The 23315-nt window shown below is 58.7% G+C and carries 15 protein-coding genes, 2 tRNA genes and 3 rRNA genes; 7 read left to right on the top strand and 13 right to left on the bottom strand.

Going from position 1 to position 23315, the window contains the following annotated elements; genetic code table 11:
- Positions 1–93: 93 nt before the first annotated feature.
- On the top strand, positions 94–618 hold the full coding sequence (locus J2Y83_RS02755) for an SET domain-containing protein-lysine N-methyltransferase (RefSeq protein WP_253393239.1): 525 nt from the start codon (positions 94–96) through the stop codon (positions 616–618).
- On the opposite strand, the gene can is transcribed toward J2Y83_RS02755, so the two are convergent.
- Positions 615–1259, bottom strand: coding sequence for a carbonate dehydratase (gene can / locus J2Y83_RS02750; RefSeq protein ID WP_253393238.1), 645 nt, complete (start codon positions 1257–1259; stop codon positions 615–617). The two genes, J2Y83_RS02755 and can, sit on opposite strands and share 4 nt — an antisense overlap.
- Positions 1260–1410: 151 nt before the next feature.
- Between can and J2Y83_RS02745 the strand changes: the two genes are divergently transcribed.
- Positions 1411–1785 (top strand): serine kinase/phosphatase, encoded by a 375-nt coding sequence (locus J2Y83_RS02745; protein ID WP_253393237.1) that lies wholly within the window; start codon positions 1411–1413, stop codon positions 1783–1785.
- 113 nt (positions 1786–1898) lie between these two features.
- On the opposite strand, the gene rimI is transcribed toward J2Y83_RS02745, so the two are convergent.
- Both rimI and J2Y83_RS02735 read right to left on the bottom strand, forming a co-directional pair.
- Positions 1899–2351, bottom strand: coding sequence for a ribosomal protein S18-alanine N-acetyltransferase (gene rimI / locus J2Y83_RS02740; RefSeq protein WP_247405947.1), 453 nt, complete (start codon positions 2349–2351; stop codon positions 1899–1901).
- Positions 2344–3087 (bottom strand): energy transducer TonB, encoded by a 744-nt coding sequence (locus tag J2Y83_RS02735; RefSeq protein ID WP_253400333.1) that lies wholly within the window; start codon positions 3085–3087, stop codon positions 2344–2346. The genes rimI and J2Y83_RS02735 overlap by 8 nt, the downstream gene beginning before the upstream one ends.
- 187 nt (positions 3088–3274) lie before the next feature.
- Here J2Y83_RS02735 and mksB point away from each other — a divergent pair, with 187 nt between their 5' ends.
- From mksB to mksF, 3 genes are read left to right on the top strand one after another with little or no spacing between them, the layout of a single operon-like run.
- The gene (gene mksB, locus J2Y83_RS02730) at positions 3275–4552 is read left to right on the top strand and encodes an Mks condensin complex protein MksB (RefSeq protein WP_253393236.1); all 1278 of its coding nucleotides are present in this window, start codon (positions 3275–3277) and stop codon (positions 4550–4552) included.
- Positions 4542–5249, top strand: coding sequence for an Mks condensin complex protein MksE (mksE, locus tag J2Y83_RS02725; protein ID WP_247404127.1), 708 nt, complete (start codon positions 4542–4544; stop codon positions 5247–5249). Before mksB ends, mksE begins: the two co-directional genes overlap by 11 nt.
- The gene (gene mksF / locus J2Y83_RS02720; RefSeq protein WP_253393235.1) at positions 5246–8086 is read left to right on the top strand and encodes an Mks condensin complex protein MksF; all 2841 of its coding nucleotides are present in this window, start codon (positions 5246–5248) and stop codon (positions 8084–8086) included. Before mksE ends, mksF begins: the two co-directional genes overlap by 4 nt.
- A gap of 186 nt (positions 8087–8272) precedes the next feature.
- On the opposite strand, the gene J2Y83_RS02715 is transcribed toward mksF, so the two are convergent.
- From J2Y83_RS02715 to J2Y83_RS02670, 10 genes are all read right to left on the bottom strand, one after another.
- Positions 8273–10576, bottom strand: a complete 2304-nt coding sequence (locus J2Y83_RS02715) for a PqiB family protein (protein ID WP_253393234.1) — start codon at positions 10574–10576, stop codon at positions 8273–8275.
- Entirely contained in the window at positions 10569–11192 is a 624-nt protein-coding gene (locus J2Y83_RS02710) for a paraquat-inducible protein A (RefSeq protein ID WP_046384829.1), read from the bottom strand. The genes J2Y83_RS02715 and J2Y83_RS02710 overlap by 8 nt, the downstream gene beginning before the upstream one ends.
- The gene (locus J2Y83_RS02705) at positions 11179–11838 is read right to left on the bottom strand and encodes a paraquat-inducible protein A (RefSeq protein ID WP_253393233.1); all 660 of its coding nucleotides are present in this window, start codon (positions 11836–11838) and stop codon (positions 11179–11181) included. The genes J2Y83_RS02710 and J2Y83_RS02705 overlap by 14 nt, the downstream gene beginning before the upstream one ends.
- 168 nt (positions 11839–12006) lie before the next feature.
- A 5S ribosomal RNA gene (rrf, locus tag J2Y83_RS02700) occupies positions 12007–12122 on the bottom strand.
- Positions 12123–12279: 157 nt separating this feature from the next.
- Positions 12280–15171, bottom strand: a 23S ribosomal RNA gene (locus tag J2Y83_RS02695).
- A 247-nt stretch (positions 15172–15418) separates the two neighbouring features.
- Positions 15419–15494: transfer RNA gene (locus J2Y83_RS02690), tRNA-Ala, on the bottom strand.
- A gap of 27 nt (positions 15495–15521) precedes the next feature.
- A tRNA-Ile gene (locus tag J2Y83_RS02685) sits at positions 15522–15598 on the bottom strand.
- 82 nt (positions 15599–15680) lie between these two features.
- Positions 15681–17217: ribosomal RNA gene (locus J2Y83_RS02680) — 16S ribosomal RNA — on the bottom strand.
- Together the 16S, 23S and 5S rRNA genes with 2 tRNA genes alongside form the textbook arrangement of a ribosomal RNA operon.
- A gap of 624 nt (positions 17218–17841) precedes the next feature.
- Positions 17842–19335, bottom strand: coding sequence for a CoA-acylating methylmalonate-semialdehyde dehydrogenase (locus tag J2Y83_RS02675; protein WP_253393232.1), 1494 nt, complete (start codon positions 19333–19335; stop codon positions 17842–17844).
- A 39-nt stretch (positions 19336–19374) separates the two neighbouring features.
- The gene (locus tag J2Y83_RS02670; RefSeq protein WP_253393231.1) at positions 19375–20724 is read right to left on the bottom strand and encodes an aspartate aminotransferase family protein; all 1350 of its coding nucleotides are present in this window, start codon (positions 20722–20724) and stop codon (positions 19375–19377) included.
- A gap of 125 nt (positions 20725–20849) precedes the next feature.
- Here J2Y83_RS02670 and J2Y83_RS02665 point away from each other — a divergent pair, with 125 nt between their 5' ends.
- Positions 20850–21770, top strand: a complete 921-nt coding sequence (locus J2Y83_RS02665) for a LysR family transcriptional regulator (protein ID WP_247402090.1) — start codon at positions 20850–20852, stop codon at positions 21768–21770.
- Positions 21771–21858: 88 nt separating this feature from the next.
- The gene (locus J2Y83_RS02660) at positions 21859–23250 is read left to right on the top strand and encodes a uracil-xanthine permease family protein (protein WP_253393230.1); all 1392 of its coding nucleotides are present in this window, start codon (positions 21859–21861) and stop codon (positions 23248–23250) included.
- Positions 23251–23315 lie beyond the last annotated feature (65 nt).

The following is a 23315-nucleotide window of genomic DNA, read 5'->3' as shown; positions in this document are numbered from 1 at the left end:
TTATGTTCAGCGAGTCTTGATCCGGGCCCATCCGCTGCAAGACTGGCAGTCAGACACCACCCGCAGGTCGATGCAGCCCAACCAAGGAGAGTTATGAAGACTCGAGCCATGGATAAGGCTGTAAACGCTATGAATGATTGCCTTTACCCGTTCAAGACACTGTTCGTCGAGCAGGGCTACCCTTCGTCCAAACACTTCCAGGTCATCCGAACCACGGACGGCACCGGAGCCGGGATCAAGGCGCGCATTCCCTTTGACAGTCGCGTGCGCATTGCCAAGGTCTCCGGCTACGCGGTGAACGAGCGACGCCCGCACACCTTGCAGGTGTCGCCGCGCATCCACTTGTACGACTGTTGGTTCTGCGGCCTGTTGCACCACTCCTGCAACCCGAATGTATTTTTAGACACCACCTACCTGGAGCTCTGGACCGTGCAGTCCATCCCCGCCGACACCCGGCTGACCCTGGATTACGCCAGCACCGAGGACACGCTGTTCCGGCAGTTCGCTTGCCAATGCGGCGAGCTGAACTGCCGGGGCTGGATCACCGGCAGCCAGGAGCCGTTGAACGCCGAGGGGCAGGCGTTCATGACCGAGTGGCGCGAGCGCAAGCGCCCTTAGACTTCACCCAGCGGGCGCAAGCGATACTGCGGCGGTAACTGCTCAAAGCCACTGAGGGTGGTGTTCAAGCTCTTCCAGCGGCCATCCTTGATGCCGTAGATGCAGCCGTGGATCGACAGGCTCTGCCCACGGTGCCAGGCGTTTTGCACAATGCTGGTGTGACCGACGTTGGCCACCTGCTGAATCACATTCAGCTCGCACATGCGGTCGACGCGTTCTTCTTCACTCGGCAACTGCGCCAGCATCTCGCGGTTTTCGTAGTACAGGTCGCGAATGGTCCGCAGCCAGCCGTCGATCAGGCCGAACTGGCGGTCCTGCATCGACGCCCGCACGCCGCCGCAACCATAGTGACCGGTGACCAGGATGTGTTTGACCTTGAGCACATCGACGGCGTACTGGATCACCGACAGGCAGTTAAGGTCGGTGTGCAACACCACGTTGGCCACATTACGGTGTACGAACAGATCACCCGGCAGCATGCCGACGATCTCGTTGGCCGGTACACGGGCGTCTGAGCAGCCGATCCACAGGTATTCCGGGGCTTGCTGGCGGGCCAGCTTGGCGAAGAATTCGGGATCTTCCTGTGTGATCGCATCCGCCCAGCGTTCGTTGTTATCAAGCAGGTCTTGTAGTTCGTTCATCAGGGAAAGCCTCAGGAATGATGCGCAGCTTTGACAGACGACCGCCCGTCCGGGTCACGTAGGGAATAAAGATAGTCGGCGGGCAATTACTTGAATCTTGGGGCGCCAGGCCTGTCCACACACTATAAGCCCCACAGTATGAGGATTGGCCATGACTGAATCACGACGTCCATACGGTGCTACCCAGCCGGAACCGATTGATGACAACGAGGATCGCATGGGCTCGATGCGCGAGTTGGACTTTGACGAGGAAGAGCCGACGGCGGAAATCGGCGATGAAATGCCACGTGGCGAGCGCAAGCACCGGATGCCCGACAAACGGGTGGGCGAGGCCGAGACGACCGATGACGAGATGAGCCCGGAGAACCTGATCCGCGAGGACGGCGCACGGGATGCGCGGGAAGAAGGCGAAGGCGAACAGGCCGATTGGGACCTGAGCATCGTCGACGAGGATGAAATTGGCGGCGGCAATGGCTTGGATGAAGCCGAACTGGCCGAGCGCGAGCCTGTCGACGGCAACCGCTGACACACCGTAGATCCAAATGTGGGAGGGGGCTTGCCCCCGATAGCACACTGTCAGCAATACATGTGTTGACTGACACACTGCCATCGGGGGCAAGCCCCCTCCCACATCTGTGTTCAGTCGACCAGGGTGCAGGCCATCACGACCGCATCTTCGCGACCGCCGACGGCCGGGTAGTAGTCGCGCCGACGCCCGATTTCATTGAAGCCATAGCGCTCGTACAGCCGGAACGCGCCGGTATTGCTGTCACGCACTTCGAGGAAACATTCCCGTGCAGTGGCGGCATAGGCGCGGGACATCAGGTGCTCCAGCAGCGCCAGGCCGAGGCCGCGGCCCTGGTTTTCCGGTTTGACGGTGATGTTCAGCAAATGCGCTTCATCGAGGATGATCTGCACCACCCCGTGGCCCACTTGCTGTTCACCTTCGAACATCAGCCAGATCTGGTACTTGCCCAACCCATCGAGAAAGATCCCGCGGGTCCAGGGGTGGCTGTACGCCGCGTATTCGATTTTCAGCACGGCGTCGAGGTCGGCCTCGGTCATCGGGCGAAAGGATAAAGCCTCACTCATCGGTTGTTTTCCAGCGCGCCATCAGCCGGCGCATGGCTTGCCAGACATCAGCCTTACGCTGTGGCTCTTCCATTAATAATTCCAGGCCCGGCAGGGCCCATACCGAGCCCAGGCCTTCGACCTGCAGCTCGCGGTACCAGACTTCGGCGTCGGCTTCGCCGGCAAACCGCACGGCGGGCAGGCCGATCAGCCACAGGCACACGCAGGGTTCGTCTTCCAGGCGCGCCGACACAAAACCTTGCACAAAATCTCGCGCGGCGTCCGGGCCCTGGTCCATCGTGCCGCGCACCAGCAGCGGCCAGCGCACCGGGTCGCCGACGATTTGCGGGCTGTCGGGCAAGCCGGCGGCGCGCAGCATGTCCTTGAGCAACATGTAGGCCGGGTCGCGGGTCTGGAAGCGCTCGCCGGTCGGCAGCTCCACCAGCAACAGGCAACGCCCGGCCCGCAGCAGTTGCAGGGCAAAACGCGGGGGTGGAACGACAGCCGCCTTGACCACCGGCACCGCCTCTTCAGCCACCACCGGTTTGGCCATCGGCGACGGGCGTGGCACCTCGACCTTGGCGCGTTCTACCACCGGGCGCACCGGCGGCTCAGGCTTGACCACCGCCACCGGCGCTGCGGCCTCTTCCCCCGAGGTCTCGAAGGCCTCATCGGGCTCGAGCGCCTGCAGCAGCTCGGGCCGCGACGGCGCGGCAAACGGCAGTTCGGTGCGGGGCAGCCAGTTGACCACCTGCATGGCGGTCAAGTAAGCGCGACGTCGGGACTCGATAAGCACAGCTCGGCCACTTGTGGATAAGTAAAGAGCGGGGATTCTACCGCTGTTCGGTAACAATCGCCCACTGCGCACTGACCGGCTGTGGATAAATCCCGCGCCTGATGCAGTACAATCGCGACTTTTAATCGCCAACCAGCCGGCCATTCCCATGATCGAACCCAAGCGCGTCCTGCGCGCCCTCGCCGAACACTGGGCCTTACTTGAGCCACTGTGCGAACACTTCGACCAAGGCACCCTGAGCCTCGGCGAGCTGCGCGCACAACTGGCCGCCCAACAACTGGACAGCACGCCCCAGGACATCACCAGCCTGCTGGACGTGTGGATTCGCCTGGATATCCTGGTGCCTGTCGCCAAGAGCCCGAACCGATTCGAGCTCAATGCGCAGATCCACGACTTCCTCGCCTATCTTCGCAAGGAGCACCGGCTCGGCCTGTGCCTGGAAATCGAAGCCTACCTGCGCCACCTCGAGCGCCTGGCCGGTTATATCCAGGACGCCTTCGACATCCGTGACGGCCACGACCTGGCCCGTCAACTGCGCCTGCTGGACATGCGCGTGCGCGATGTGCTGAAAAAGCTCGCCAACGACGAGCAGGCCCTCGTCGCCGTGGCCGACCGCGCCAAGACCAGCGACCGGCAGATCCCGTTGCGTCAGCGTTATGCCGAAGTGCTGGCGACCTGGGACGAATACGTCGAACCGATGATCCAACTGGTGAACGCCGACGGCGCCTTCGAACAGGGCGTGCGCAAGGTCGAAAACGTGCTGCTGCGCATGCTCACCGAGCAGCAGCGTCTTGGCCATCTGGTCGACGACGACATGCTGTTGCGCACCCACGCGCGCATCCTCGAAATGCAGACCAGCGCCCAACTGACCCTGCGTCACGCCCGCGAGCTGCTGCTGCCGTTGCGTGAAGAAGCGCGTCGGCACAACGCCGTGACCCGTGGCGCAGCGCTTGCCCTGTCGGCCATTCGCCGTAAAGGCCTGGACGCGGTGCCGCAGGCCGCGATGCCGATGTTTACCCGGCCGCAAAGCACCTTCCTCGGCAGTGCCAGTCAGGTCGAAGCCTATGTGTATGCCCTGGCGAACTTCGAGCCGAAACCGGCGCGTTTCCCCAAGGCGCACAAGTCCCATACCGGCGAAGCCCAGCGCGCACCGCGCACGGTCAAGGAAATGCTCGAACGCTGCGAAGACGCGCTGCCGATGCCGGACCTGATGACCTGGCTGCTGGAACAGGAACCGGACGGCGCCACCGACGAATTGCTGTACTGGTTCTCGCGTCTGTCCCGCGAAAAACGCTTCAAGCGCGAGCGCCTGGAACGCCGCGATTACCACACACACGAGCATCAGGTCAGCCTGCGCTCATTCGCCCTGCTCCCGGCCAGCACAGACGCGGCCGAGCATTCTGCGAGCACCCCTTATGCATCTTGATCTATCCGAACTGTCCCAGCTGGCGCCGATCTTTCGCGAGCTGTTCAAGGGTTACCACGTCAGCCGCCGCGACCCGGAGCTGTACGCGCAACTGTCGAACTTCCAGGACCAGTACCGCACGCTGTTCAAGGCCCTGGGCTTTGAGCTGGTCTGCGATACGCGTGGTTTCTACTATTTCGTGCCGGACTCCGCCATCGCCAGCGCGCAGGTGAACAAGACCGCGCAGCGCCTGGCGTTGTTCACCTTCATCATCGTCGAGCACCTGGCCGACCAGGGCCGCGACCCGATTGCCGTGCTCGACGGCGGCAGCCTCGGCCGCGATGAACTGCCGTCGCTTTTGGAGAAGTACCGCGACCTGTTTATCCAGGCCGAAGTGCAGACCCAGGAAGAGCTCGAAGAAAAAATCATGCGCCGCATGACCCAGCTGGGCTTTGCCAGCGAAGACAACGGCATCTATCGCTTCCTGCCGCCGATGCACCGTTTCCTCGATGTGTGCCTGTCGGTGCAGCAGGACCGCGACCTCGCGGCCAGCATCCACAGCGTGCTGCCATTGCCGGCGCCGGTGATCATCAACGAAGACAGCGACGAAAAACTGCTGGAAACCGATGACCCGCTGGACTTGAGCGACTTTGCCGACGACAGCGAAGAAGACGCCTTGGCCCGCGCCATTGCCGAAGAACAGGAGACCGATGCATGAGCAAGGAACGCTACGGCATCCGCCGCTTCGCCCTATTGAATACCGCCGGCTACAGCCTGGGTTTGTTTCCGCTGGAAGAACCGCTGTCGGTGTATGGCGCGAACAACCTGGGTAAATCGGCGTCGATCAACGCCTTGCAGTTCCCGATCCTGGCGCGCATGTCGGACATGAGTTTCGGCAAGTACACCCTGGAACAATCGCGGCGCTTCTACTTTGCCACCGACACCAGCTACATCCTCGTCGAAGTCTCCCTGCCCCACGGCCCACACGTGATCGGCGTGGTCGGACGCGGCCCGGGCGGTGGTTTCGGTCACCAGTTCTTTGCCTACGCCGGCAAGCTGGACCTGGCCCATTACCAGAAAAACGACACCTGCCTGCGCCAGAAAGAGCTGTTCACCAACCTTGAACGCGAGGGCCTGAAAGCCTACGAACTCAAGCCCGATGAACTACGTCGTTTGCTGGTGGGCGGCCACACGTCGATCCCACTGGACCTGACGCTGATCCCGCTGCGTTCCACCAGCGAACAGAGCCTGAAGACCTTCCGCGCGCTGTTTATCAACCTGCTGCACATGCGCGAAATCACTGCGGCCAAACTCAAGCAATTGTTCCTCGATGCGTTCGAGCACAGCTTGCGTTCCGGCAGTGTCGATTACATCGCCGCGTGTGAAGAAGCCTTCCGCGACGTGCGACGCATGGAGCAGGACTACAACTCGCTGGTCGCCGCCGGCCCGTTGGTCGAGGCCCTGGCCAATGGCGTGAAACAACGCGACATCCTGCGCGGCAAATTGCATCGCCTGTCGCCGCTGTTGGACTCGCTGCTGGGCACCTGGTCGGACTACGCCGGTGCGCGCAAGGAAGAGCTGACCCTCCAGGCCGAGCACTACCGTAACGAGCAGGACGCGCTGCAGAACGACCAGCGCGGCGGCACCCAGGAGCTGATGCGCCTGGAGCGCGAAATCAGCGGTATCCAGCGTTGGCTGGGCGAGCTGTCGGTGCTCAAGCATCGCTTTGCGCTGGTCGATGACGTCAAGGTGCTGGAACAGCAACTGCTGGCGGCCAAGGATGCCCACGATGAACTCGCCGGCGCCCTGGCGCAGTCGCGGCAGTTCAGCGCCGAGGACTTGGACGAGCGCCTGCGCGACCTGGAAAAACGCTTGAAGTCGGTCAAGCAACAGCTCGACCACGCCGACAACAACAGCTACGCCAAACTGCGCGAGGAATTCTCACAGCAGGATGTCGAGCGTCTGATGCGTCTGTTCAACAGTTCGTTGTTCAGCCTGCCGTTGGGTGAGCATGGCATCACGCTGGATGAGGACGGCCAGTGGGTCAAATCCCTGGAACTGATCCTCGATGGGTTCAAGGGTGAGCGCTTTGAAGTGCCGGGGCTGTCCATCGACATCTCCCACATCGAGCCACCCGCCTTGCAGGCCCTGGCGGATCGCGCAGCCTTGCGCGACCAGAAAGAGCGTCTGGAAAAAGAACTCAAGCAGCTCAAGACGCAACAGGCGGTCGCCTCTGACCGCGCCGCGAGCAAAACCCAGACCGAAGCGCTGTACCAGCAAGTGCTGGACGCGCAAAAGGCGCTGGAAGATTTCCGCCGTGCGCAGACCCTGAGCGCCGAAGAAGGCGAGAAGCTGGAACAGCTGGCGCAGATGGAAGCGGCCCAGGATGAATTGAAGCGCTCCAGCGATGCGTTCACCGAACGCGTGCAGCAACTGTCGGCCAAGCTGCAACTGGTCGGTCGCCAGATCGGCGATATGGAAGCCAAGCAACGCACCCTGGATGACGCGTTGCGCCGTCGCCAGTTGCTGCCGGCGGACTTGCCGTTCGGCACGCCGTTCATGGACCCGGTCGACGATTCCATGGACAACCTGCTGCCACTGCTCAACGATTATCAGGACAGCTGGCAGGGCTTGCTGCGCGCCGATGGCCAGATCGAAGCGCTGTACGCCCAGGTACGCCTCAAGGGCGTGGCCAAGTTCGACAGCGAGGACGACATGGAGCGGCGCCTGCATCTGCTGATCAACGCGTATGCGCACCGGACCGACGAAGCCCTGACCCTGGGCAAGGCGCGGCGCGCGGCGGTCACCGACATCGCGCGGACCCTGCGCAATATCCGCAGTGACTACGACAGCCTGGAACACCAACTGGCCTTGTTCAACCGCGAGATCAACAAGCGCCAGGTGTCGAACCTGCAGAGTTTCCGCATCGTGCTCGCGCCGAACAAGGAAGCGCTCAAGCATATCGACCAGATCATCCACAGCGCCGGTCAGTACGAAGAAGGCGAAACCCTGTCGGTATTCGACTTGAGCCAGAGCGCCGAGCAGGACAACAAGAACGAAGAGGCCAAGGAATACCTGGCGCGCCTGGTGGCGGCCAACCATAACCAGTTGGGTCTCAAGGACTTGTTCGAGCTGGCGTTCGAGATCACCAAAGTGAATGGCCAGCCGGTGATTCACACCGACATCGACGGTGCGGCGTCCAACGGCACGACCATGACCATCAAGGCGCTGACCAACATGTATTTGTTGCTGCACTTGATGGACCGCGACCAGGCCGGGCGTGTGCGCTTGCCGTACTACCTCGATGAAGCGGCCGACATCGATGAGAAGAACCAGGCGGCGCTGCTGGAAACCAGCCTGCAATTGGGCTTCGTGCCGATCCTGGCGAGTGTGAAGCCGCAGGTGTCCGCCCAGGTGGCGATCGACCTGGAAGGCGGTAGCGGGCCGAATGGCATCTACATCGATGAGGCGGACTGGAAGTACATCCGTCGCCATGATGCGGTGAAGGTGACGGTGAATGTGCAGGCGGATGAGCCGGAGTTGGATGAGGTCTGACAGTTTGCGCTGAAAGACAGAAAGGCCGCGATCTTATGGATCGCGGCCTTTTTTGTGGGCTGGGGTTTGGTGGTGTTTTTGAGGGCCTCGTCGCGGGCAAGCCCCCTCCCACATTTGACCGAGTTTATCCTGTAGGAATGCGGTCGAATGTGGGAGGGGGCTTGCCCGCGACAGCCGCGCCTCGGTCTACTTACCCAGCGGAATCTTAGGTGCCCAGGTCAGCCACTCATCTTCAAACTTGTCGAACAGCGGGAAGGTTTGCTGCGGCCGTGCGGCGCTGCCCATGCGTTCGCCATCGGGCGTGGCAAAGGCGATGCCGCCGGCGACCAGGGTTTCCAGAGACTCGGTGCGCACCGTCGCGCCCTTGAACAGGCCGAAGTCGAGACCAAAGCCGCTGGTGTTCCAGAAGCGGCTGCCGCTGCGCACCAACGCCGCGTATTTGGGTTCGATCAGGATGTGGATCAACACGCGGTCGGCGGTCTGGCCCAACTCGTAGCCGGTGACTTTGCCCACGGTGACTTCGCGGTAAGTGACGGGCACGCCTTCTTTGAGCGAACCACGGCGTGCGGCGCTGAGTGTCAGGCTCAGGCCGGCCTCCTGGTGGGTGGCTTCGGGCGGTTGGTCCAGCGCAACAAAGCTCTTTTGTGGCCCGGCGTTTTTCACCGCGGGCAACACCTCGATGTATTGGCCGGTGACCAGGGTTTCCAGGTTCGAGGTTTTCATCAGGCCCAGTTCCGGCTTGACCACCCAGAACTGGCTGCCGACGCGCGCGATGCGATCCGCGACCTGGGTGATGCGCGCACCGAGCAGCACCGATTGCATATCGGCGCTGAGGTCGACGCTCTCGATCTTACCGACGTCCAGGCCTTTGAATCGCACCGGGGTACCGGGGCGCAGGCCGTCGGCGCGGTCGACTTTGATAGTCACCAGGGTGCCACTCTGATTCGCCGCTTCACGATCGGTGAACAGGCGGAAACGTGGAATACGCTTTCTCAGCGGCACGTTCGGTTCCGGCGTTTCGAAGGCGATACCGCCGGATATCAGGCTGGCCAGGGATTCGCTTTTGACCTGGATACCGCCGGTGAGGCCGCCGGTCAGGGTTACACCGCTGGCATTCCAGAAACGCGTCGAGCCATTGACCAGGTTGGCGTATTCCTTCTCGATGTGGACACCGATCACCAACTGTTTGTTTTTGCGTGAGAACTGGTAGCTCTGCACCGAGCCGACCTTGACCTGCTTGTAGAGGATCGGGCTGCCAACATCCAGGGAGCCGAGGTTGTCAGTGAACAGCACCATGTGCAGGCCAGGAGAACGCAGGTCCAAGGGCGGTGCCTTGGCCCGAGCCACGTACTCGCGTTGGGGTGCAGTGCCTTTGTCACCGGGACGAACCGCGATGTAGTTACCTTTGACCAACGCCTCGAGCCCAGTGATACCGGCCAGGGAAATCGACGGTTTGACCACCCAGAATTGGGTGTCCTGAACCAGGTAGTCTTCGGCCAATGGGTCGAGGGTCAGCTCGGCGTTGGCGCTGGACAGATCCGGGTCGATCTTCAGGGTTTTCAGGCTGCCGACCTGGATACCTTTGTACATCACCGGGGTACGCCCGGCCTGCAGGCCTTCGAAGTCGCTGAGTTTGACCTTGACCTTGATGCCGGCGGCGGCGGCGTCGAAGTCTTCATACAGGCGGAAGGGCAGGCTCGGGTCGGTCGGCGGGCTGTCCTTGCGATTCTCTGGGGTGGCGAAGGCGATACCGCCAGAGACGATGCTAGAGAGGGATTCGCTGCGCACCTTCACACCGGAGAAGTTGGCGTCGATGCTGATGCCGCTGGCGTTCCAGAAACGCGTGTGTTTGCGCACCAGGCTGGCGTAGGTCGGCTCGATGTAGACCTTGATCTCGACGGTGCTCTGGTCCTCGGACAATAGATAGCTTTTGACCTGGCCGACCTGGATCTGCTTGTAGAACACCGGGCTGCCGCGGTTTAGCGAGCCGAGGCGGTCGGCTTTGATGGTCAAGTGCAGGCCGGGCTTGGCGTCGGACAAGGGCGGCTCTTCGGACAGCGCCTTGAATTTGCGCGTGGACTCACCATCGCCAGGGCTGGCGGCAATGTAGTTACCCGACACCAGAGTCTCCAGGCCGGTGATGCCGGCGAGGCTGACGCTGGGCTTGACCAGCCAGAAGCGCGTGTTGGTCTTGAGGTATTGCTCGACGTCCTTGTTCATCTCGATGGTGGCAATCACCCCGCGATTGTTGCCTTCGTCGTCCAGGGCCAGGGTCTTGACCTTGCCCACGGGCATGCCTTTGTAGACCACCTCGGTCTTGTTGACCTGGATACCTTCGCCGCTTTCGAAGCGTACCTGGATCTCGATGCCCTGCTGGGAATAGGCACGCCAGCCCAACCAACCGCCGATGATCAGGGCGATCAGGGGCAGTACCCAAATGGCCGACCAGTTGGAGGCCGGGCGGGTTTTAGCTTTAGGCAAATTACTCATGGTCGTCGTCCGACTCCGTGTTATCCCAAATCAGTCGGGGATCAAAAGTTACTGCGGCAAGCATCGTCAAGATCACCACACTGGCGAACGCCGCCGCGCCGAGATTGGCCTCGACACTGGCAAGCCGCCCAAAGTTTACAACCGCCACCAGGATGGCGATCACGAAGATATCCAGCATGGACCAGCGGCCGATGAATTCGATAAAGCGGTACATGATAATCCGTTGTTGCGCGGACAACGGTTGGTGACGCTGCACCGAGAACAGTAGCAGACCAATGCCCACCAGTTTGAACGTCGGCACCAAGATGCTGGCAATGAACACCACCGCCGCGATGGGGAACATGCCGTGCTGCACCAGTTGGATCACGCCGGACATGATGGTACTGGGGTCACCCTGGCCGAGGGAATTGACGGTCATGATCGGCAGCAGGTTGGCGGGGATATAGAGAATCGCGGCGGTGATCAGCAAGGCCCAGGTTCGCGTCAGGCTGTTGGGGCGACGGGCATGGACCAGCGCACCGCAACGCGTGCAGGTTTGCTCATCGGTGTCCGGTTCTTGCTTGTTCAATTCGTGGCATTCGGTACAAATCAGAATGCCTGCATCAATCGCCCGCATGATCATCCTCTCCTGACAGTGCGTGCCAGATCTGGTGGGGCGACATCACCACCTCAAGCAGAACCTGAACCATTAATAGGCTGATGAAGCAGACCAGACCCAGGCCAATCGTAATGGAGGCCATGTCGGCGAGCTTTACGATCGCCACCAGGACGCCCATCAGGTACACCTCCAACATCCCCCAATCTCGCAGGTGATGGTAAATGCGATAGAGCAGCAGCCCGTAACTGCGGCCGATGTTCCAGCGAATGCTGAGCAACACCGCCAATTGGCAGAGCAACTTGAGCAGGGGAATGCCCATGCTGCACAGGAACACAACGGCGGCGACGCCGCGCATGCCGGTGTCGAACAGGCCGACTACGCCGGTCCACACGGTGTCCTCTGAGGACTGCCCGAGTAGATTGAGCTGCATGATGGGCAAAAAGTTGGCGGGAATGTACAGCAACAGTGCTGCCAGCACTAAGGCGAGGCTTCGTTCGACGACGTTGTGGCGATGCGCGTACAGCTCGTAACCGCAACGCGGGCACTGGGCTTTTTCGCCGAGGGCGAGCACAGGTTTGCGCATCAATAAATCGCACTCATGGCATGCCACCAGGTCGTCCAGGGGTAAATCCGACACCTTGGGGGCATCATCCGGATCGGGCATAGATAGGGCTCGGACGCTAAAAAAGGTTAGGTGCCTATTCTAGTGGTCTGGTTCAGAAATAACTGTGCAAATTTGTCGGATGCCGATCGTCGCAAGCCTCTTCGCACTTTCCAAGCGCCCAAAACAAAACCCCTGTCTGCGTAAGCAAACAGGGGTTCTGGAATTTAATCTTGACGATGACCTACTCTCACATGGGGAAACCCCACACTACCATCGGCGATGCATCGTTTCACTACTGAGTTCGGGATGGGATCAGGTGGTTCCAATGCTCTATGGTCGTCAAGAAATTCGGGTACTGAGTCGTGGCCTGATGGCCTCGCTTCAGCAAATTGGGTATGTGATAGCTTTCGGTGTTTTGTAAAAGTCGAACTTTCGGTTCGTTTCGTCTTCACACACCGCAATCTGATGCTCTTTCGAGTAGTCAAATTGCTTGGGTGTTATATGGTCAAGCCTCACGGGCAATTAGTATTGGTTAGCTCAACGCCTCACAGCGCTTACACACCCAACCTATCAACGTCGTAGTCTTCGACGGCCCTTCAGGGGACTCAAGGTCCCAGTGAGATCTCATCTTGAGGCTAGTTTCCCGCTTAGATGCTTTCAGCGGTTATCTATTCCGAACATAGCTACCCGGCAATGCCACTGGCGTGACAACCGGAACACCAGAGGTTCGTCCACTCCGGTCCTCTCGTACTAGGAGCAGCCCCTCTCAAATCTCAAACGTCCACGGCAGATAGGGACCGAACTGTCTCACGACGTTCTAAACCCAGCTCGCGTACCACTTTAAATGGCGAACAGCCATACCCTTGGGACCGGCTTCAGCCCCAGGATGTGATGAGCCGACATCGAGGTGCCAAACACCGCCGTCGATATGAACTCTTGGGCGGTATCAGCCTGTTATCCCCGGAGTACCTTTTATCCGTTGAGCGATGGCCCTTCCATACAGAACCACCGGATCACTAAGACCTACTTTCGTACCTGCTCGACGTGTCTGTCTCGCAGTCAAGCGCGCTTTTGCCTTTATACTCTACGACCGATTTCCGACCGGTCTGAGCGCACCTTCGTACTCCTCCGTTACTCTTTAGGAGGAGACCGCCCCAGTCAAACTACCCACCATACACTGTCCTCGATCCGGATAACGGACCTGAGTTAGAACCTCAAAGTTGCCAGGGTGGTATTTCAAGGTTGGCTCCACGCGAACTGGCGTCCACGCTTCAAAGCCTCCCACCTATCCTACACAAGCAAATTCAAAGTCCAGTGCAAAGCTATAGTAAAGGTTCACGGGGTCTTTCCGTCTAGCCGCGGATACACTGCATCTTCACAGCGATTTCAATTTCACTGAGTCTCGGGTGGAGACAGCGCCGCCATCGTTACGCCATTCGTGCAGGTCGGAACTTACCCGACAAGGAATTTCGCTACCTTAGGACCGTTATAGTTACGGCCGCCGTTTACCGGGGCTTCGATCAAGAGCTTCGCGTTAGCTAACCCCATCAATTAACCTTCCGGCACCGGGCAGGCGTCACACCCTATACGTCCACTTTCGTGTTTGCAGAGTGCTGTGTTTTTAATAAACAGTCGCAGCGGCCTGGTATCTTCGACCGGCATGAGCTTACGGAGCAAGTCCTTCACCCTCACCGGCGCACCTTCTCCCGAAGTTACGGTGCCATTTTGCCTAGTTCCTTCACCCGAGTTCTCTCAAGCGCCTTGGTATTCTCTACCCAACCACCTGTGTCGGTTTGGGGTACGGTTCCTGGTTACCTGAAGCTTAGAAGCTTTTCTTGGAAGCATGGCATCAACCACTTCGTCAACTAAAAGTTAACTCGTCATCAGCTCTCGGCCTTAGAATCCCGGATTTACCTAAGATTCCAGCCTACCACCTTAAACTTGGACAACCAACGCCAAGCTGGCCTAGCCTTCTCCGTCCCTCCATCGCAATAACCAGAAGTACAGGAATATTAACCTGTTTTCCATCGACTACGCTTTTCAGCCTCGCCTTAGGGACCGACTAACCCTGCGTCGATTAACGTTGCGCAGGAAACCTTGGTCTTTCGGCGTGGGTGTTTTTCACACCCATTATCGTTACTCATGTCAGCATTCGCACTTCTGATACCTCCAGCAAGCTTCTCAACTCACCTTCACAGGCTTACAGAACGCTCCTCTACCGCATCACCTAAGTGATACCCGTAGCTTCGGTGTATGGTTTGAGCCCCGTTACATCTTCCGCGCAGGCCGACTCGACTAGTGAGCTATTACGCTTTCTTTAAAGGGTGGCTGCTTCTAAGCCAACCTCCTAGCTGTCTAAGCCTTCCCACATCGTTTCCCACTTAACCATAACTTTGGGACCTTAGCTGACGGTCTGGGTTGTTTCCCTTTTCACGACGGACGTTAGCACCCGCCGTGTGTCTCCCATGCTCGGCACTTGTAGGTATTCGGAGTTTGCATCGGTTTGGTAAGTCGGGATGACCCCCTAGCCGAAACAGTGCTCTACCCCCTACAGTGATACATGAGGCGCTACCTAAATAGCTTTCGAGGAGAACCAGCTATCTCCGAGCTTGATTAGCCTTTCACTCCGATCCACAGGTCATCCGCTAACTTTTCAACGGTAGTCGGTTCGGTCCTCCAGTTAGTGTTACCCAACCTTCAACCTGCCCATGGATAGATCGCCCGGTTTCGGGTCTATTCCCAGCGACTAGACGCCCTATTAAGACTCGCTTTCGCTACGCCTCCCCTATTCGGTTAAGCTCGCCACTGAAAATAAGTCGCTGACCCATTATACAAAAGGTACGCAGTCACCTAACAAAGTAGGCTCCCACTGCTTGTACGCATACGGTTTCAGGATCTATTTCACTCCCCTCTCCGGGGTTCTTTTCGCCTTTCCCTCACGGTACTAGTTCACTATCGGTCAGTCAGTAGTATTTAGCCTTGGAGGATGGTCCCCCCATATTCAGACAAAGTTTCTCGTGCTCCGTCCTACTCGATTTCATGACTAAGAGATTTTCGCGTACAGGGCTATCACCCACTATGGCCGTACTTTCCAGAACGTTCCGCTAATCTCAAAGCCACTTAAGGGCTAGTCCCCGTTCGCTCGCCACTACTAAGGGAATCTCGGTTGATTTCTTTTCCTCAGGGTACTTAGATGTTTCAGTTCCCCTGGTTCGCCCCTTACACCTATGTATTCAGTGTAAGGTAACCATCTTATGATGGCTGGGTTCCCCCATTCAGACATCTCCGGATCAAAGTCTGTTTGCCGACTCCCCGAAGCTTTTCGCAGGCTACCACGTCTTTCATCGCCTCTGACTGCCAAGGCATCCACCGTATGCGCTTCTTCACTTGACCATATAACCCCAAGCAATCTGGTTATACTGTGAAGACGACATTCGCCGAAAATTCGAATTTCTCAATTAAGAGAACTCACAAATTTTACCTTAGCCTGATCCGTTACCAGTGAAAGTAACGTTCAGTCTATCTTTCTATCACATACCCAAATTTTTAAAGAACGATCTAATCAAAGACTAGAAATCAACATTCACCATCATCACGATGGAATGCTCATTTCTAAGCTTTCAAACTTCAGAAGCAGTAGTGGTGGAGCCAAACGGGATCGAACCGTTGACCTCCTGCGTGCAAGGCAGGCGCTCTCCCAGCTGAGCTATGGCCCCGTATTTCTACAGGTTCCCACACAAAATTGGTGGGTCTGGGCAGATTCGAACTGCCGACCTCACCCTTATCAGGGGTGCGCTCTAACCAACTGAGCTACAGACCCAATTTCGGGCTGCTTCTTATCGTCTTCTTCAATGAATCAAGCAATTCGTGTGGGAACTTATGGAGCAGCTGATGTCGTCGATTAAGGAGGTGATCCAGCCGCAGGTTCCCCTACGGCTACCTTGTTACGACTTCACCCCAGTCATGAATCACACCGTGGTAACCGTCCTCCCGAAGGTTAGACTAGCTACTTCTGGTGCAACCCACTCCCATGGTGTGACGGGCGGTGTGTACAAGGCCCGGGAACGTATTCACCGCGACATTCTGATTCGCGATTACTAGCGATTCCGACTTCACGCAGTCGAGTTGCAGACTGCGATCCGGACTACGATCGGTTTTCTGGGATTAGCTCCACCTCGCGGCTTGGCAACCCTCTGTACCGACCATTGTAGCACGTGTGTAGCCCAGGCCGTAAGGGCCATGATGACTTGACGTCATCCCCACCTTCCTCCGGTTTGTCACCGGCAGTCTCCTTAGAGTGCCCACCATGACGTGCTGGTAACTAAGGACAAGGGTTGCGCTCGTTACGGGACTTAACCCAACATCTCACGACACGAGCTGACGACAGCCATGCAGCACCTGTCTCAATGTTCCCGAAGGCACCAATCTATCTCTAGAAAGTTCATTGGATGTCAAGGCCTGGTAAGGTTCTTCGCGTTGCTTCGAATTAAACCACATGCTCCACCGCTTGTGCGGGCCCCCGTCAATTCATTTGAGTTTTAACCTTGCGGCCGTACTCCCCAGGCGGTCAACTTAATGCGTTAGCTGCGCCACTAAGAGCTCAAGGCTCCCAACGGCTAGTTGACATCGTTTACGGCGTGGACTACCAGGGTATCTAATCCTGTTTGCTCCCCACGCTTTCGCACCTCAGTGTCAGTATCAGTCCAGGTGGTCGCCTTCGCCACTGGTGTTCCTTCCTATATCTACGCATTTCACCGCTACACAGGAAATTCCACCACCCTCTACCATACTCTAGTCAGTCAGTTTTGAATGCAGTTCCCAGGTTGAGCCCGGGGATTTCACATCCAACTTAACTAACCACCTACGCGCGCTTTACGCCCAGTAATTCCGATTAACGCTTGCACCCTCTGTATTACCGCGGCTGCTGGCACAGAGTTAGCCGGTGCTTATTCTGTCGGTAACGTCAAAACAATCACGTATTAGGTAACTGCTCTTCCTCCCAACTTAAAGTGCTTTACAATCCGAAGACCTTCTTCACACACGCGGCATGGCTGGATCAGGCTTTCGCCCATTGTCCAATATTCCCCACTGCTGCCTCCCGTAGGAGTCTGGACCGTGTCTCAGTTCCAGTGTGACTGATCATCCTCTCAGACCAGTTACGGATCGTCGCCTTGGTGAGCCATTACCTCACCAACTAGCTAATCCGACCTAGGCTCATCTGATAGCGCAAGGCCCGAAGGTCCCCTGCTTTCTCCCGTAGGACGTATGCGGTATTAGCGTCCGTTTCCGAACGTTATCCCCCACTACCAGGCAGATTCCTAGGCATTACTCACCCGTCCGCCGCTCTCAAGAGAAGCAAGCTTCTCTCTACCGCTCGACTTGCATGTGTTAGGCCTGCCGCCAGCGTTCAATCTGAGCCATGATCAAACTCTTCAGTTCAAACATCTTTGGGTTTTTAAGAAACCCTAAACTTGGCTCAGCAATCGTTGGTTACATCTTTGATTTCTCGCGGAGTAACTTGTGATGCTGATAATCTTGTTGACTATCAGTCTGACTCCACAAGCACCCACACGAATTGCTTGATTCAGTTGTTAAAGAGCGGTTGGTTAAGATCTTTCGCCTCAACCGAGGCGCGCATTCTACAGCAGCCTCATTTGCTGTCAAGTGATTATTTTAAGAAGTTTTCAAAGTTTCCTTTGTAACTTCAACCACTTGCGCTTCCGATCTCTCGTTAGCGGGAGGCGAATTCTACAGCGTTACACGCTGCTGTCAACACCTCTTTTTCTCCGCTTTCGACCGAGAAGATCGAAACGTTAGATAGAGCCAAACAGCACCGCTCTACCAACTCCTTCCAGGCCTCGATGAACTGAAGCAGGCCGCTGTCGAATCTCGCATAACTCTTTGTTTACCAAGGAGTTTTCCGTTTCGACTGCGCCGGAAGTGGGGCGAATTATAGACGTCCAGGATTTGCCGTCAACACCTTTCTTCACAATTCTGTCATATAGGTCAAAAAGGCCCCAGAAACGCGAAAGCCGGCCCCAAAGGGCCGGCTTTCAACACGTCTTACAAGCTAGGGAAGGCAAACTGTGACGCTTCATGACTGGCCCGTTGCGGCCAGCGCTGGGTAATTGCCTTGCGCCGGGTATAGAAGCGCACCCCATCCGGCCCATAAGCATGCAAGTCACCAAACAACGAGCGCTTCCAGCCACCAAAGCTGTGGTAGGCCACTGGCACCGGCAGTGGAACGTTCACGCCGACCATGCCCACTTCAATCTCGTCACAGAACAGCCGCGCCGCTTCACCGTCACGGGTGAAGATGCACGTGCCGTTGCCGTACTCGTGATCGTTGATCAACTGCATCGCCGCTTCCAGGCTATTGACCCGCACCACGCACAGCACCGGCCCGAAGATCTCTTCTTTATAGATACGCATCTGCGGCGTCACGCGATCAAACAAACTGCCGCCAAGGAAGAAACCCTGCTCATGCCCGGCAACGCTCAAGCCGCGGCCATCGACCACCAGCTCAGCCCCCGCAGCCACGCCGTCTTCTATATAGCCACTGACCTTATCCCGCGCCTGGCCAGTGACCAGTGGCCCCATATCCAGACCGCACGACGTGCCCGCACCAATCTTCAGCGCCTTGATCTGCGGCACCAACTTGGCGACCAATGCATCCGCGACCTGGTCACCCACGCAGACAGCTACCGAGATCGCCATGCAACGCTCACCACAAGAACCATACGCCGCGCCCATCAAGGCACTGACCGCGTTATCCAGATCCGCATCCGGCATCAGCACCGCATGGTTCTTCGCACCGCCCAGCGCTTGCACGCGTTTGCCGCGTTTGGTCGCTTCGGCGTAGATGTATTCGGCAATCGGCGTAGAACCCACAAAGCTCAAGGCCTTGACCTCCGGTGCTTCGATCAGCGCATCCACCGCGCCTTTGTCGCCATGCACCACGCTCAGCACGCCCTTAGGCAGACCGGCCTCCTGCAGCAATTGCGCGATCAACAGCGTCGAACTCGGATCACGCTCCGACGGTTTGAGGATAAAGCAGTTGCCGCAGACGATCGCCAGCGGGTACATCCACAACGGCACCATCGCCGGGAAGTTGAACGGGGTAATCCCGGCAACCACGCCCAATGGCTGAAAATCCGACCAGGCATCGATGTTCGGCCCCACATTGCGGCTGTACTCGCCCTTGAGAATTTCCGGCGCCGAGCACGCGTATTCCACGTTCTCGATCCCACGCTTCAATTCCCCTGCCGCGTCTTCCAGGGTCTTGCCGTGCTCCTCGCTGATCAACTGCGAGATGCGCGCTTCGTTCTGCTCCAGCAACTGCTTGAAACGGTACATCACCTGGGCACGCCTGGCCGCCGGCGTATTACGCCAGGCCGGGAACGCCGCCTTGGCCGAGTCGATCGCGCTTTGGATGGTTTCGCGACTGGCCAGCGGCACCTGGTGAATCACTTGGCCGGTGGACGGGTTGTACACGTCGGCAGTGCGACCGGACTCGCTGACCAACTGGCCGTTGATCAAATGCTGGATAAGGCTCATGCAGGGCTCCTGAAAAGTTGTTCTATATAGAAGGAGAAATCAGTCGATCTTGTTCAGCACTTCGCCGACCGCATCGAACAAGCGATCCAGGTCCTGCGGCTTGCTGTTGAAGGTCGGCCCGAACTGCAGGGTGTCGCCGCCAAAACGCACGTAGAAGCCGGCTTTCCACAAGGCCATGCCGGCCTCGAATGGACGCACGATGGCATCACCGTCACGCGGGGCAATCTGGATCGCGCCGGCCAGGCCGTAATTGCGGATATCGATCACGTTCTTGCTGCCCTTCACACCGTGCAGCGCATTCTCAAAGTGCGGCGCGACTTCGGCTACGCTCTGCACCAGGTTTTCCTTCTGCAGCAGGTCCAATGCCGCCAGCCCGGCCGCGCAAGCGACCGGATGCGCCGAGTAGGTGTAGCCGTGGGGAAATTCCACCGCGTACTCAGGCGTCGGCTGGTTCATGAACGTCTGATAGATCTCGCTGCTGGCAATCACCGCGCCCATCGGGATCGCGCCGTTGGTGACTTGCTTGGCGATGCACATCAGGTCCGGGGTCACGCCGAAGCTGTCGGCACCGAACATCGAGCCGGTACGACCGAAACCGGTGATCACTTCATCGAACACCAACAGGATGTTGTGCTGGTCGCAAATCTCACGCAGACGCTTGAGGTAGCCCTGCGGCGGCACCAGCACGCCAGCGGAGCCAGCCATCGGCTCGACAAACACGGCGGCGATGTTCGACGCGTCGTGCAACTCGATCAACTTGAGCAGCTCATCGGCCAACGCAATACCGCCCTGCTCCGGCATGCCGCGCGAGAATGCATTGCTCGCCAGCAAGGTGTGAGGCAGATGGTCAACGTCCATCATCGCCTGACCAAACATCTTACGGTTGCCGTTGACGCCGCCCAGGCTGGTACCGGCGATGTTCACCCCGTGATAGCCACGGGCACGGCCAATCATCTTGGTCTTGGTGGCCTGACCTTTTAGGCGCCAGTACGCACGCACCATCTTCACCGCCGTATCGGCGCACTCGGAGCCGGAGTCAGTGAAGAACACATGGTTGAGGTTGCCAGGGGTCAGGTCGGTGATTTTTTCCGCCAGTTGAAACGACAACGGATGACCGTATTGGAAGGCCGGCGAGTAGTCCAGCGTGCCCAGTTGCTTGGCGACCGCTTCCTGGATTTCCTTGCGGGTGTGCCCGGCGCCGCACGTCCACAAGCCCGACAACGAATCGTAGATCTTGCGGCCCTTGTCATCAGTCAACCAACTGCCTTCGGCGGCCACGATCAGGCGCGGGTCACGCTGGAAGTTACGGTTGGCGGTGTAAGGCATCCAGTGAGCGTCCAACTTCAGTTGGCTGGCCAGGGACGAAGGGGCGTTTTCGGGCATGTTCATCAGCAAAACCTCGCAAGGCAAAAGGCAGCGTCGGGATTGAAAAGCGTTCTTGCAGCTAAATTGCCATGGGGATAAAGTCGGTGAAATCCAACTCTTCTAACCTTCAGTCAGGTCTTCACTAAACTATGAGCATCCGTCGACCCGATCCGCTGGCCCAAGTCAGCGACTTCGATATTCGCCTGCTGCGCATCTTTCGCAGTGTGGTGGAGTGTGGCGGCTTCTCGGCGGCGGAAACCGTGCTCGGCATCGGGCGCTCGGCCATCAGCCAGCAGATGAGCGATCTGGAACAACGCCTGGGATTACGCCTGTGCCAGCGCGGGCGTGCCGGATTCTCGCTGACCGAAGAAGGCCGCGAGGTCTATCAGTCGGCGCTGCAACTATTGAGTGCCCTGGAAAGCTTTCGCACCGAGGTCAACGGCCTGCACCAGCATTTGCGCGGCGAACTGACCATCGGCCTCACCGACAACCTCGTCACCCTGCCCCATATGCGCATCACCCACGCCCTGGCGCAGTTGAAGGAACGCGGCCCGGACGTGCAGATCCAGATCCGCATGATTGCCCCCAATGAAGTGGAACAGGGCGTGCTCGACGGCCGCCTGCATGTCGGCGTGGTGCCCCAGGCCAGCGCGCTGTCCGGCCTGGAATACCAGGCGCTGTACAGCGAACGCTCGCTGCTCTACTGCGCCGTCGGCCACCCGCTGTTCTACGCCGACGACAAGCAGTTGGACGATATACGCATCGACAGCCAGGATGCGATCGCCCCCACCTTCCGCCTGCCCGCCGAGATCCAGGCCCACTACCAGGCACTCAACTGCACCGCCAGCGCTTCGGACCGCGAAGGCATGGCGTTCCTGATCCTCACCGGCCGCTACATCGGCTACCTGCCCGATCACTACGCCAGCCTGTGGGTGCAACAAGGCCGACTACGCGCGCTGAAACCTACTACACGTTTTTACGATTTGAGCCTGGCATCGGTCACGCGCAAGGGGCGCCGCCCTCATTTGGTGCTGGAAAGTTTCCTCGAGAGCCTAGCGGCAACCCGCTAACTCGGGCCTTGCGCAAAAAGCTGAGCAAGTGGACAGCTTTTTGCAAGAGCACAAGGACCTAGAACCGTCCGACTCGAGTTTGCCCGCCATGCCACCAGAAACTTCCAGCCCCAGCGATCTGATCTACGGCCTCAACGACCGCCCAAAACCCCTGCCCGCCCTACTGGCCGCCCTGCAACACGTATTGGCCGCCTTCGTTGGCATCATCACGCCGCCGTTGATCATCGGCTCCACCCTGGGCCTGGCGGCTCACCTGCCCTACCTGATCAGCATGGCGCTGATGGTCTCCGGTGTCGGCACGTTCATCCAGGCGCGTAGGCCGTTTGGCATCGGCGCCGGCATGATCTGCCTGCAGGGCACCAGCTTTGCGTTTCTCGGCGCCGTGCTGTCGGCGGGCTTCCTGGTGAAGCAACGCGGCGGCAGCCCGGAAGACATCCTGGCGATGATCTTCGGCGTGTGCTTTTTCGGCGCCGCCGTACAAATCGTCCTGAGCCGGTTTATCGGGCAACTGCGCCGGGTGATCACGCCGCTGGTCACCGGGATCGTGATTACCCTGATCGGCATCAGCCTGATCAAAGTGGGTATCACCGACCTCGGCGGTGGTTTTAATGCCCCCGACTTCGGCGCGCCCCTCAACCTGGCATTGGGCCTGTTCGTGGTGTTGACGATCATCTTGCTCAACCGCTCGAACACACCCTGGGTACGCCTCTCGGCGATCATCATCGGCCTGGCCCTCGGCAGCCTCGCGGCCTGGTTCAGCGGCAAACTGGTGCCCCACGCCCTGCCCGACCTGCCGTTGATCAGCCTGCCAATGCCGTTTCGTTATGGTTTCAACTTCGACTGGAGCGCTTTCCTACCGATCGCGCTGATATATCTGATCAGCAGCATCGAAACCGTGGGTGACCTCACCGCCAACTGCATGATTGCCCGTCAGCCCATCAGCGGCCCTTCTTATATAAGCCGACTCAAGGGCGGCGTACTTGGCGATGGGGTGAGCTGCATGATCGCCGCCACCTTCAGCGCGTTCCCCAACACCACGTTCGCCCAGAACAATGGCGTGATCCAACTCACTGGCGTGGCCAGCCGTTATGTCGGCCTGTACATCGGCGTGGTGCTGTTTTGCCTCGGTTTGTTTCCGTCGATCGGCGCGGTGCTGCAGCAAATCCCCAAGCCGGTATTGGGCGGCGCGACCCTGGTGATGTTCGGCAGCGTGGCAGCCGCCGGCGTGCGTATTCTCGCCCAGGCGCCGCTGGACCGACGCAGCATGCTGATCATCGCCACCTCGTTTGGCGTCGGCCTGGGCATTGCCGCCCAACCGAACCTGCTGCACTTGATGCCGACGCTGGTACAAAACCTGTTCGACTCGGCCATCACCAGCGGCGGGCTGACCGCCATCGCGTTGTGCCTGTTACTGCCGGAAGCCAAAGCGAGCGCCGCCGCAAACGGCGCGCCGCAAAGCGATACGCTGGAACCGCTTTAATGGTTTTATTGCTTCAGGACTTGTCTGAGGCTTGAGGGTGGGTTATCTGTGCATACGTCGTCTCT

This window comes from Pseudomonas marginalis, from assembly GCF_024169655.1.
In the GTDB taxonomy this organism is placed as follows: domain Bacteria; phylum Pseudomonadota; class Gammaproteobacteria; order Pseudomonadales; family Pseudomonadaceae; genus Aquipseudomonas; species Aquipseudomonas paraveronii.
Note: the sequence above shows the minus strand (reverse complement) of the source record. Positions and strands in the feature narration are given on the sequence as shown.